Consider the following 12,676-nt stretch of genomic DNA (forward strand, 5'->3'; position numbering starts at 1 on the left):
GGTGGGAACCAAGCGGACATTCGTTACGAAAGGTATTAGCGGAGGGGATCCAGCTGGATTGGAGTGGACTATCGTCGTCTAAGGCTCCATACTGGTGAGAATCCGGCCTTACCTTGGAGACGGGATCTTGCGAAGGTAAAGCCCCGATAGTGGGTTGTTAGGAGTAGATCGGCTCAAATTCAGTGCCGTATCGGTAACGGCTAATCTGGTTCGTTGCCTACTGAGGAGAAAGTTTCGATGTTAAGAATGGTGTGTTTATCGGCCCTCATGACGGGTTTAGTCGTGGCGGGATCAGTTGCTGATTCAGGTATCGATCAGCATCGGACCTCAGTCGGACAGTTGGCCGCCAATTCGGTTGCCACAAACAGGAACGAAAAGAGTTCCGATAATCAAAAGATCGGTGATCAAGCCGATCAGCAACAACGGGGAAATACCAATTATCAGCTCGATCTTGGTGGTCAGTCATTTGATCCCCTGATGATGGCCCCGCGCCCTCCCGTTGGATGGGAAATGCCTCAACATAAGGGTGGCGACCTGCGTCTTGTGCAGTTCCATGGCCCGATTCAACAGGCTTGGCTTGATGGTCTTCAAGACGCCGGTCTCGAGGTTGTGCAGTACATTCATCCGTACACCTACATTGTTTGGGGTAAAGCTGGACAATTAGAAGCAGCAAAAGCAAACGAAACCGTTCGATGGGCTGGTCAATTTACCCCCGACTTTAGATGCCTCAAGCGAGACCTTCCTGAAGATCTCGTTGATGTTTCAATCATCTTTTATCGTGGTGCAGATACCAAGCAAGCAGTCCGCGATCTACATGCACTTGGGCTGGTCAAAGCGGGACGCGTTGTACTCAACGACCGATTTGAAATAGCCAGCTACAAAATGCCTGGAACGCTCTTTCAACAAGCCGCGCGTGTGCCCGGTGTATACAGCCTGCAAGTGAAACCTAAAGATGGTGGGCTGCGAGGCGAGATCAATAACCAAATTGCTGCTGGCAACGTTGATGGCTCGAATTTTGCGTTTCCAGGCTATCTGGATTGGCTAGACACCATTGGCTTTGACGGTGAAGGCGTCATTATGGCCAATGTTGATAGTGGTGTGGATCAGAATCATCCAGACCTTGCCGGACGTTTCTTGTCATGTGTCGGTGATACTTGCGGCGGAAGTGCCTGTGGTGATCATGGCACACATACCGCTGGAGCGATGGGTGGTACTGGTGCCTCTGGAACCAATGCTGGTGGTTTCTTGCGATCCTTAGGTATGGCTCCTGGCGCAGACATGATCGAGCAGGTCTATAGCCCAACCTTCACGCAAACTGGTGGCATGTTCAAGCTGATCAAAGAATCAAATGACAATGATGCAGTTCTTTCGAGTAACAGCTGGGGACCTTCGGGCTCTCCACAGGGTTACGACAGTGACACGATGCAGGTGGACCAAGGCGCCTTGGATGCCGATCCGAATGCGTCAGGCAATCAGGCTTTTCTCTATGTGCTTGCATTTATGAACGGTAATGGAGGAACCAGCTCACAAGGTTCACCCGACGAAGCAAAGAATATCTTCACGATCGGTTCAACAAAGGTATTGCAAGGCGGATCACAAACGCCAAACATCAACGACCTTTCTAGTAACACAGCTCACGGACCAGCACTCGATGGCCGCCAGCTTCCACACATGGTCACTGGTGGTTGTTCAACAGATGGCCCAACATGTAGTGGTGGTTACTCCAACGGTTATTGTGGAACAAGCATGGCGTGCCCCAACGCTGCAGGTGCCTGTGCACTCTTCTTTCAGTATTACCGAAGTCTAGGGCTTGATAATGCCGTGCCATCACCAGCAATGGTGAAAGCCGCGATTTGCGCTGTCGCACATGACCTTGACGGGAATGATGATGCTGATGGTAATACGCTAGATCACCGACCAGACAATAAGCAAGGTTATGGCCGGCTTAATGTGCCAGCGGCACTTCTTCAGCCCGCTGATTCTGTTCGCTACTACGATGAGCCCGTGGTCTTTGATAACTCAGGTGAGTCCTGGGAAGTCACTGTGACACCGCTGGATCCAAACCAGCCGATGCGCATTATGCTTGCCTGGTCTGACGCGGTTGGGCACGGTTTAGGTGGTTCAACGCCAGCCTGGAACAATGATCTGGACCTCGTTGTTGTTGCTGGTTCTTCAACTTACCGCGGCAACCAGATTGGCGGTAGCGGTTGGTCCACACCAAGTAGTTCAAGTGACAGTATCAATAATATGGAAGGTGTTTACTTAGGACCAAATGCACCTGCGTCAGCGACGATCCGCGTCGATGCAACAAATATCAACTCCGATGCAATCCTCAATTCAGGTGATACAACCGATCAGAGCTTTGCATTGGCATGTTACAACTGTGCTGCTGAACCCGGCTTCTCCATTGCAGTCGCACCAAGCTCATCAAGTATCTGTGGTGCGGACACGAGCGAAGTTGTCTTGAGTGTTGAGGTTGGTTCAGTGCTTGGGTTCTCTGATCCCGTGGCACTGGCAGTAACCGGTGTTCCATCTGGCGCATCTGCCTCGTTCTCAGACAACCCAGCAACGCCTGGATCAACTTTGAGTCTTACGATTTCTGGACTCAATAGCGTTGCCTCAGGTAGCTACAGCCTCAGCGTCGATGGTGTGAGTAATGCCATCGTGAAATCGGCAAGTGCTTCATTACAAGTGGAAGCCAGTATACCTAGCGCCGTTGCCTTGCTCTCGCCTTCTGATGGGGAGAGTAGCGTGTCTGTGGCTCCAAGTTTGACGTGGAGTGCAGAGGCGAGCGCATCCAACTATGACGTGCAGGTATCAGGAAACAGTAGCTTCTCTACACTCCTATTCTCAGCGACTGTGGAGGAGACTGAGGCCACTGTATTGCCAGCGTTAGAATCGAGTACACGTTATTTCTGGCGCGTCCGCGGTTCCAATGCATGTGGTACGGGCAGCTGGTCTACAGTCAATGATTTCCACACAGCAGAATTACCTGCAGTCCTCGTCGTCGATGATGATGACAACGACCCAGATGTTCAGAGCTATTACACCAATGCCCTTGATGCAATGGGAGCAAGCTATGACAAGTGGGATACCGGAAACACAGACAATGAACCCTCTGCATCAGAGTTAGCAGGGTACGACCTAGTCATCTGGTTTACGGGTGCTGAGTTCGGTGGCTTTGCCGGACCTGACGCTGCGTCAGAGTCTGAGTTGATGTCCTATCTTGATTCAGGCGGCTGTTTGTTCATTAGTTCTCAGGACTACATGTGGGATCGTGGTGGTGATACATCGAATCCTTCTCCAACCACGCTCATGTCTGATTACTTAGGCGTTTCTACTGCAACCAATGATGTCAGCCAAAGCAGCGTGACCGGAGCAAACCTGTTCGATGACGCCGGCACGATGACACTGGATTTCCCCTTCAGCAATTGGAGTGATGTGGTAGATCCAAGCGGTTCTGCAGCACTCGGTTTTTCGGGTAGTGCAGGCAATGCAGCAACGTATATATCCAATGAGACGTTCACTGGTGCATATCTCGGATTCCCATTAGAAGCACTCGATGATGTTCAAGATCGCATCAATGTCTTACAGGTCATGTTTGACCTCTGTGAGAATGGCGCTGAGCCTTGCCCTGCAGACTTTGATTTAGATGGTCAGGTCAACATTGGCGATTTCTCACTGTTCCTTGTTGCCTTTGGCGGCAGCGATCCAATGTTCGATCTGGATGGTGATGGTCAGGTGGGCCTTGGCGATTTCTCTGAGTTCCTCGTGAGTTTTGGAATAGCCTGCCCTTAGTCGTTGCTGCGACAGTTCGGTACTGGTTGATCTCATTCTTTGATGAAATAGCACGGTGGCATAAGCCGCCGTGCTTTATTTTTGGAGCGTTGATGCTGTTTCAAAAAATAAGGAAGGCCCGCATGAATACGAGCCTTCCCCCACCAACAAATGCTGTGGTTACAGTGCTTAGGTAATCTTTCTTACTAAGCTGCGGCTGACTGATTGCAGTTCTTACCAACCGTACGTTGATCTGTCGTGGCTCGTCGTTCCGGCTCTGCAGCGAGGCGAACGAGAAGACTGACAGGATCCTTTGCCCAAAGGTCGGCGCCAATTTCTGCAGCCAGACCTTCAGCACGGTTGAAGACGCCACCACCGACCACGATCTGCAAGTTTGGACAGGTTGCAATCTCGCGTACCGTATCGATGACCTCGCGAATGCCTGGAGCATCCTGCGCGGAAGAGCCAAACATCATCAGAATGTCTGGGCGATGTGATCCAACTTCAGCAATGATCTCGTCACGAGCGATTCCACCACCGCCGTAATAGACCTCGTAGCCATCTGCTTCTGCTAAATCTGCCATCATCTGTCCAGCCAATTCTTCAGCCTCACTTGGGCCAGAGAACATGAGCATTTTGCGGCCGCGTCTCTCTTTGATTTCATAACTTAGTTGTGCTCGGTCAACTAAGCCACGCATGAGACGTGTTGAGTAGTGATATGCCAGTTTGGTGAGTTGATCTGCTCTGTACATTGTCTGGATCATCTCAAGCAGTGGCCAGTAGGTCTCTTTTGTGAGATCTTCGGCTACATACGACTCGCATTGCTCCTCTTCAAAGAGACTTCTCACGCCACCTCGATCACCTGCGATCAGCAAAGGAAAGAGTCTTTCTATCATCATTTCATGATTCACTTTGATGCTCCTCATCATCTTGCCTTCAGTTCCGACCGAAGGTTACACCTGGTCTTGAGACCCGCTTCATCGAGCAAGGCTGGGGTGATGCTGAAGAAACAGCGAAGGCCATAAAAAACATGGCTATCGGACCTTAATGAGGTCCTGAATGGAGATGAATGAGCAAAAAGTGCGCGAGGCTGCTCAAAGAACAGCCTCGCGGGAAAGCACTTTCGGAATATCGGTCCTGCTCGGTCTTACCGATCTGTTGAGCTCAGGGAGCTTTTTTTGCTGGGCTGCTTACCAGTTGGCTTGATTTCAATGATCTGACTTCGTCTGGAGCAGTCATTTCCATAGTTGATCAGAAACAGACTGAAATCTCCCAGATCGACCAAGCCACTACCATCCATATCGATGCTTTCATTGGCTGTGCCGAAGGCGACAAGGAAAAGCGAGAAGTCACTGAGGCCGACGATGAGGTCTTCATCAAAGTCACCTGGACACGCTGTTGGGCAGCTTGTTGTCCCGTCATTGACTTCACCCGTACTTGGATCGATCGTCCACCAAATATTGCCGAGGCCCTGGCCAGCAGCAGTTGCTGCTGAGTTATCGTTGCGGAATTGATAGATGGGGCGCGGTCCAATGCATGTTTCCACGATGACGTGGCCACTGGCATTGACATAGTGGGTGACTTCTACGCCTGCGCCAATATTGCCTAGCTCATCAGCAGTCACGAGCGGCCAAGCAGTGCCGTTGTAGCCAGGGTTTTCGTCATTGTCATTGCCCCACACATAAACAGTGCGTTGGTCGCTGGTGGCATCACCACCTTGCACGGCACCGGAGGTCGCACCAGCGATTTGAAGAACATCCGAGCCGTTGATAGTCGCCAGATGACTGGTTGCGATATCAGGTGTCTGAATCAAAATTAAGCCTTCCATACCAAAGCCACAATGTGGTTCGCAGAAGTAAGGAATATCGCTGGCCGCATCATTTGGAACAAGCCATGTGAATTCAGAATTGGAAGCGGAAATTACTTCGTCAAAATAAAGGCCATCAGAGATGCAGTTCGTTCCAGAGGTAATGATGTGATTGCCACTGACGTGGTTCCATATGATCGAATCACCTGGAGCCACGACAATGGTGCTCGGTGAAAATGAAAGTTGATTGACATCAACGTGATGGGTGGTCTGGGCGTTCGCGTTCACAGAAAGTGAAAGAACACTGCAGCTGGCGATTGTTCTTAGTGCTGTAGAAAGACGCATTTATATTTATTCCTTTTTCCTGCCCTCTATTTGTGGCAGACTTCAATGGCCTGCTTCTCTTACAAATGTCTTGTTTAGGCCCTTTTCTTGCGGGTATCCAGAGAAATAGTGGGAGATTTAAAAGTGCGATTCTTTGTTTCGGTTCGGTGTAGGGGTGACAAAGTCCAATCTGGATGCCAGAATGGCCGAGCTCAAATTTCAGTTGACTCACTAAAACACAAGGAATTGATATGAAAAAGCAGACTTTGATCTGTTCAGCAATGGGTATTGGGTTGTTGTTTATGTTGGCGTTTGCAGCAAATCAAGACGCGGATACGGCGGCTGATACGTTGCCTGAGAATGAACAGACTTGGACCGGTGATTCTTGGCCACTCAAAACATGTCCAGTTTCTAAACGAGAAATTGTGAATCCAAAGACCGGCACTTATGACGGCCGTGAAGTGCGGTTTTGTTGTGGTGGTTGCAAGAGCAAATTTGAAAAAGACCCGGCGACCTATCTGGGCCCAGCTGACGAAGAGATCATGGAGATCTATCGTCCTTCTTATCCAATGAAGACATGTATTGTCATGCATGAGGAGCCGCTGCCAACTGATGCGGAAGAGTTTACTGATGTTGTATACCGCAATCGGCTTGTGCGTTTATGTTGTGCAAGATGTGAAAAGAAATTCAACAAAGAACCCCTAAAGTACGTGATGGCTCTAAATCAGAAGATCATTGAGCAACAAGGTCCTGACTACCCCCTAACGACTTGTGTGATATCAAACAAGAAGCTTGATTCAATGGGGCCAATGGTTGACTATGTCTGGGAGAATCAACTTGTTCGCTTCTGCTGCGCACCCTGCATTGAGCGTTTTAATGAGGATCCTCAGAAGTACATGAAAAAGATCATGTCAGCTTATGAAGCGAAAGAAAAGACTGGCGATGAGACCGCTTCAGGCAACTGAATCGAAGAGAAGTGCCAAGAAATAAAAACCGCGGCGTCGCCATGAGGCGAGCCGCGGTTTTTTTATCAGAGATATTGGCTGCTTATGGGCTGCAGGTTATTCCAAATTGGACTAAGAAGACTGAGAAGTCACCGAGACCAACGCTTCCGTCATCGTCCAAGTCGAAAGTTGGATCGGAGCCTCCGAAAGCAACGAGGAACAAAGAGAAGTCGGATATACCAACCGTCAGATCTCCATCAAAGTCGCCAACACAATCATTGGGTTGTGTTGTTCCACATTGATCAATGACGACTTGAAGAATATCAATTCGATCTTGTAGCTCAGAGACTGCTTCAAGAGGAAATCCCATATACACAGCAGTAAAATTACTACCAGTTTGATTGGTTGCCACATTGGAGCCATTGCTTACAAAGGAAGCCTCTCCATTGGCACTAGGCTCAAGTGTGTCGACATAGTTGCTAAAAGGTACATCGAGCGAATAGTCACTCGTTCCCAGAACCTCATAGAGTGAGCCATTGGGCGTCACTGAAGTTTGACCCGTATCGTTACTGCCAGCGGACACGCCGAGGTAGTTTTGCATCAAACTTGTGGGGGTTGGACTAGAACTTGAACCACCACGATCCCAAAGATAATCCTGACTTGAGATCAATAAGCAGTTACCCGCGTCCAGGAATGCTCCTAAAGCAGCTTCACCATCAGGTCCAGGCCCCGCGAAACCACCGAACTCTGCGCCTGTAAACCAAATGACAGTTTTGTAGCCAAGCAATTCAGAACTGGTTGGCTCATCATCTGAATTGTTTGTATTCCAGATGTCATATGAGACACCCATCGCATCCAGCGCATTGGTGTAGTAACTCTGGACATCTGGATTATTGTCATCATCATCCACTAATAAGACGCCAGCTGATCCAACTGTGATAGATATTTCTGCATCACCAGAGTTCGTGGCTCCTTCTCTTACGCTGAAGGTGAACGTATCGGTGCCTGAATATTGTGGGTTTGGTGGTTGGTATGTCACCGCATTTGAAACAAGTTCATATGGGACGGTGTTAATCGAGGTGCCTTTGCTCGACAGGCTGCCATCGATAGGCAGTGTTGTAATGATGTAGTCTAAGTTGCCGCCAGAACCAGTAGCGCCAGTCAGTGCGATCTGTAGTGCAGTTCCTTGCTCAGTGGAGAGGGTTTGGTCGAATGCAGAGGGTGGACAATTCGTACCAGACGCCGCCACCTTAAGTGTCCAGCTATTGAGTGTTCCTTGATCTGCAGACGCCGAATCGCTGATTCGCAATATCCAGTTGCCAGCAGATGATTCGCCATTGAAGTCAGCCAGCGTGCCGGGTCCTTGAGGCGGATTCGAATCGTCATCGTATGTGGTTTGAATATTGTCAGCATCACCACCAGCCCCATCGTGAAGCGTCACCAGCGTTCCTTCAGGACTTTCAAGTTGTACGGTGAGATCACCTATCCATGAGTGGTTGATATCAACTTCCAAGTCTACGTCACCGATACAGTAAGCATCTGCAACAACCAGCACGCTCTCAAACGTCTGATTGTCTTCAATCGGGAGCGGTGTGTCACTTGAGGCATAACTGAATCGTCCAACATCAAGTTTCACAGTACGTGTCGCCAGCGTTACGCCAGCCGTCGTGTCGGCGAAGGAGACACTCGACTCGGCCAGACCGTTTGGTAAGCCATTGGCGTCTGCCCCAATACCAATAGTGACGGTTTGGGTATCACCGATGCCAGAAAGTGTAAAAGTGGTGGGGGAAGAGGAACCGTTCATGGTGACCCATGAATCGTCGGCCTGAACGCTTACGTTGACTGGTGTGGGCCGTGTGCTCGTAAGCACGTAGTCCAGCGTGGTTGTAAACGGTCCGCCTATTGGGCCGCCGACGACAAGATCTGTTCCTGGTGCTGTATCAAAGCCAGTTGTTCCAATTTCGAGAACATGCTGACGTGTTTGAATGAGATTTGAGGTGATATCTTCAAACACGACGGTCGCGGTGTGTGTCCCATTGCCGAGCGAGGCAGCACTGCGTGATAGCGCCGCTTGCAGGTCGAGAGAACCACCAGCACTCAGCGTCCCAGACAATGGCCTTGTCGAACCATTAATGGTCATCATGTTGTTGGTTTGGTCGAGTCGTACTTCGTAAGCCAACGCGTCACTTGTGGCATTAGATAGCGTGTAGGTCGTTGGATCATTTGTAAAGACGGTGTCACCGGACTGGCCGAGATGAAGCACATTTGTGTTTGGTGTCACACTGATACCCAGCTCAGGTTTTAGTATGAATAGCCCTCGTTCAATATCACTGCAAATGACATTGCCGCTGGGAAGGAACGGGTGGTTGCTCCACATGCCGTTGAAATTAGCACTGTCGTCATCTGGATACGTATCGAAGTATGCCACCTCGGTTGGATTCAGAGGGTCAGATGCATCGAAGATGCGAAGGCCACTGCGATAATTGGCTTGATAGATAAAGGTGTCATCGCAGTAGAGATTGTGATCAATAGCACTGTTCGTTGATTGAATCGAGCCCACCTCAGAGAGATTGGTCAAATCACTCATGTCAACGATTCTAGTCTTCGTTGCATGGTTATTGTTTTGTTCGTCTAACTCATCACCGTGGTAATAGTACTGCTTGTCTGGTGAGCACCATCCTTGATGGGAGTAACCCGGAGAACTGTATTCATAGTGGGTCAGTACGACGATGTTGCTCTTGTCGGTAACATCAACCATCGAAATACCGGTTGAAGAAAAACCACCATTGAAACCTGCAGAGCAAACGGCAATCTCTCGGCCTGCATAAGGACCAGATTCCATCACAAAAATCTGAGCATCATGAACGTATTTGTCATTCCACTCGGCAACAAAGACTGGCGAAGATGGGTCTGCAAGACTATAGATTCGCAGGCCATTGCTGGAGCCGCCGCAGCGATAAAGAAAACCCGTTTCGACACAAAGTGCCACGTTATGAGTCGCTTCAGTGCCGCCTTCGAGCACGGTATCGACGAGCGTAACATTACCGTTGCCAATGTCTGAGAGGTCCGCGATTTGAATGCCATTGCCGCACTCACTAACCATATAGGCATGGTCTTGATACGTCTTGATGTCGCGCCAGCTGCTGGAACAACTAGAAATCATCTCAATCATGACTGGGTTGTTCGGATCAGTGACTTCAGCGAAGAGTGTGCCGTTTTGTAAGCCAATAATCGCGTACTCTCTGCCTTCGCCATCCACGTAACCCCAGCAATCATTTGCGGCACCGTGGGTTCCAAAGCCAGCATTTTGAATATCTGTCAGTGAGATCCAACTCTGGAGTGTTACTTTTTCAGAGTCAAACTGACCTAACCGAGCAATATCATCACCTTGGACATAGCCAGGGCCTTCGTATCTCAGCTGTTTGTCTTTTGCCTTTGGATCATCTGGATGGCCAATAACGAATGCCGAGATGACACAAACCGTGCTGAGGGTGAGCGCCAAAGTGAGTGGACGTAAACGCATGTTTGCTCTTTCTCTAAATTTGAGGATGGCCTGTGAGCAGTCATATGTCCGCCCAGCAGCCCCCCCCAGGGTTTCTCTTTCTCTGATAAATGACAGTTTAGAGCATCCAAGGGGTAATTTGGAGTAATAAATCGGCCCAGATTGAGATTAGCCCAATCTGCATCTCCTACGCCTCGGAAGCCAAATGAGCAAGACGATGGGGAGCCCCATAGGGGCTGGAATGGCCTGTGGAGGTGTTGCTCCATCAGGGTGAAAGGTCCATGCATCCCAGGATCCATCTGAGACCATCCATGAATCAGCGCCGACCGGGGCAAAGTCCCAGTTTGGGCTCGTGCCTGGCATAGCAACCCAATAAGCCCAGTAGTCATCAAAGTCAGGAAAGCCGGCACCCGTACCGAAGGCATAGTCATTCTCAATGCCCAGACCTTGAAGCCAGTGGCCCCAGGAATAGGTCTCATACTCCATCGTGAGAACGTTGGGAAGATCGCTTGTCATGATCTGGAGAAGATCCCAGCCACTGACGTCACCATCATCTTCGTAGGCCACATCAAAAAGGTAGGTGTTGTCATTGTCGAATTCAATCTGGACATAAGACACGGAGTCACCACTACCAACGGAGTAGGTATTCACAAGATCAGCTTGTGACATAGATATAAAAATAAAGGGCAGTACGACAGCGCACATATGACTCAGACGCAAAAACATAGGTATCTCCTCTTCGGGCAGACTATGACGCCGATCGCGCAGCGTCGAAAAAATCAATGGCAGTCATTCGTTCTGGCTTATTGCAGACATGACTACCAATTCGACACATCCCAGGTTGCCCGACTTCGAGTGGTGCTTTCTGCACAACTCGTCACGGTGACGCGTTCGCAGCGGAATTTCACCGCTTTTCCCTGGCGCCTATGTCGGTGTCACTGATCTTTGAGATCCGGAACACAAGGTCCACCATAGATAAGTTTCAAATATGCGTCAATCAATTCTGACATCTATAATGCTCATCATTGCTTAGCAAGGAGTCATCCGCTTATGAAAAAATTACGGCCCCTCCAGATGACTTTAATGTTGCTTAGCCTCTTTTTGAGTGTCTTTTTTATAGAACCATGTCACGGTCAAGTGCCGCCACGGGGTATTCTTGGTCGTCCATCACCACCTCTCAATGTCGATTCTTGGGTCATGCTCCCTCCCGGGCACACCGTTCCAGAACTCAAAGAAATGAGAGGTAAGGTTGTTTACCTCTACTGTTTTCAATCGTGGTGCCCAGGCTGTCATTCTCAGGGCTTCCCAACACTTCAGAATCTTATAGAGCAGTTCAACGGCATTGATGACGTTGTGTTCTTGGCGGTGCAAACAGCCTTTGAAGGCCACGGTACAAACACGCCAGCGGCAGCGATCTCGACAGCAAAGCGATATTCCTTGGACATTCCAATTGGTCATGATGGTTCAGTAGGCAAACGCAGTAGTGTGATGCAGACATATCGCACCGGTGGCACGCCATGGACAATTATCATTGGTAAAGATGGTGTTGTGCGCTACAACGATTTTCATGTCACACCAAAGCGGGGCGCTGAGATTATTAAACAACTTCAATCTCAACCTATACCAGAACAAGTGTCAGTCAAAGTGCTTGAGCCCGTTCAGACATTGCCTTTAAGTAGGGGCGGGCAAGATGTGATTGGAAAACCGATGATTCCACTTGCATTCGATGGGATTATTGAAACAACGACAGCTCCGAAACGGATACCAGATAAAACAAAGACGCAACCGATTACGGTCTATCGGTGGTGGACAAATACCTGTCCTCATTGTGAAGCCTCGCTACCGGCATTTGAACAGCTTCGACAAAAGTATGAATCCAAGGGTGTTCGATTTGTGGCGGTCTATCATCCCAAGCCTCCAAGAGAGATCACAGTGACAGAGGCCGCTACGATGGCCCGAGAAATGGGATTTGAGGGTCCAGTTGCACTGGATCAAGACTGGTCATTGTTGCGGCAGGCGTACTTAGATCGTGGCAACCGAGTTGCTACCAGTGTCACGTTTGTGGTCGACGGGCAGGGGCGCATTCGATTCTTGCACCCCGGACCAGTCTTTTTTGCTTCTGATGAGCCTCAGCATATCCGTGAGAATGACGACTATCAGCGTCTCGATCAGTCAATAAAGACACTGCTGAGCGAGCGACCGGATGGCCATTCTCAGCCCCAGCCGGGATCGAATCAGCCAGATTCCTAATTTCTGGGAACGCCCGCAAGATAAGAGCCGGATCTAGACATTGGAGAAAGTCGGAGATTATTCTGGCTCGAT

7 protein-coding genes and 1 riboswitch are annotated in these 12,676 nt (G+C 49.6%); of the genes, 3 read left to right on the top strand and 4 right to left on the bottom strand.

Annotated features, from left to right (window positions below):
- Window positions 1-237: 237 nt before the first annotated feature.
- The gene (locus P8J86_07480; GenBank protein MDG2054532.1) at window positions 238-3,798 is read left to right on the top strand and encodes a S8 family serine peptidase; all 3,561 of its coding nucleotides are present in this window, start codon (window positions 238-240) and stop codon (window positions 3,796-3,798) included.
- A gap of 185 nt (window positions 3,799-3,983) precedes the next feature.
- Here P8J86_07480 and P8J86_07485 read toward each other — a convergent pair whose 3' ends face one another.
- On the bottom strand, window positions 3,984-4,688 hold the full coding sequence (locus P8J86_07485) for a hypothetical protein (GenBank protein MDG2054533.1): 705 nt from the start codon (window positions 4,686-4,688) through the stop codon (window positions 3,984-3,986).
- Between the two features lie 236 nt (window positions 4,689-4,924).
- A complete protein-coding gene (locus P8J86_07490) occupies window positions 4,925-5,929 on the bottom strand; it encodes a plastocyanin/azurin family copper-binding protein (protein ID MDG2054534.1) in 1,005 nt (334 codons plus the stop codon).
- 230 nt (window positions 5,930-6,159) lie between these two features.
- Between P8J86_07490 and P8J86_07495 the strand changes: the two genes are divergently transcribed.
- Window positions 6,160-6,873, top strand: a complete 714-nt coding sequence (locus tag P8J86_07495) for a hypothetical protein (GenBank protein MDG2054535.1) — start codon at window positions 6,160-6,162, stop codon at window positions 6,871-6,873.
- Between the two features lie 82 nt (window positions 6,874-6,955).
- Here the strand turns inward: P8J86_07495 and P8J86_07500 are convergent, their stop codons facing one another.
- Together P8J86_07500 and P8J86_07505 are read right to left on the bottom strand one after the other, a co-directional pair.
- The gene (locus P8J86_07500) at window positions 6,956-10,375 is read right to left on the bottom strand and encodes a choice-of-anchor B family protein (GenBank protein MDG2054536.1); all 3,420 of its coding nucleotides are present in this window, start codon (window positions 10,373-10,375) and stop codon (window positions 6,956-6,958) included.
- A 147-nt stretch (window positions 10,376-10,522) separates the two neighbouring features.
- Entirely contained in the window at window positions 10,523-11,080 is a 558-nt protein-coding gene (locus P8J86_07505; GenBank protein MDG2054537.1) for a hypothetical protein, read from the bottom strand.
- A gap of 112 nt (window positions 11,081-11,192) precedes the next feature.
- A riboswitch (cobalamin riboswitch) is annotated at window positions 11,193-11,273 on the bottom strand.
- A 131-nt stretch (window positions 11,274-11,404) separates the two neighbouring features.
- On the opposite strand from P8J86_07505, the gene P8J86_07510 reads away from it, so the two are divergent.
- Window positions 11,405-12,604 carry a TlpA disulfide reductase family protein gene (locus P8J86_07510; GenBank protein MDG2054538.1) on the top strand — a complete coding sequence of 400 codons (1,200 nt, stop codon included), beginning with the start codon at window positions 11,405-11,407 and terminating at the stop codon, window positions 12,602-12,604.
- Window positions 12,605-12,676 lie beyond the last annotated feature (72 nt).

It is taken from the genome of Phycisphaerales bacterium (assembly GCA_029268515.1).
Classification (GTDB): domain Bacteria; phylum Planctomycetota; class Phycisphaerae; order Phycisphaerales; family SM1A02; genus JAQWNP01.

Bases quoted from the DNA above. Each gene is read 5' to 3' on its own strand.
- P8J86_07480 (MDG2054532.1), top strand. From the start codon at position 238: ATGTTAAGAATGGTGTGTTTATCGGCCCTCATGACGGGTTTAGTCGTG.
- P8J86_07490 (MDG2054534.1), bottom strand. From the start codon at position 5,929: ATGCGTCTTTCTACAGCACTAAGAACAATCGCCAGCTGCAGTGTTCTT.
- P8J86_07495 (MDG2054535.1), top strand. From the start codon at position 6,160: ATGAAAAAGCAGACTTTGATCTGTTCAGCAATGGGTATTGGGTTGTTG.
- P8J86_07500 (MDG2054536.1), bottom strand. From the start codon at position 10,375: ATGCGTTTACGTCCACTCACTTTGGCGCTCACCCTCAGCACGGTTTGT.
- P8J86_07505 (MDG2054537.1), bottom strand. From the start codon at position 11,080: ATGTTTTTGCGTCTGAGTCATATGTGCGCTGTCGTACTGCCCTTTATT.
- P8J86_07510 (MDG2054538.1), top strand. From the start codon at position 11,405: ATGAAAAAATTACGGCCCCTCCAGATGACTTTAATGTTGCTTAGCCTC.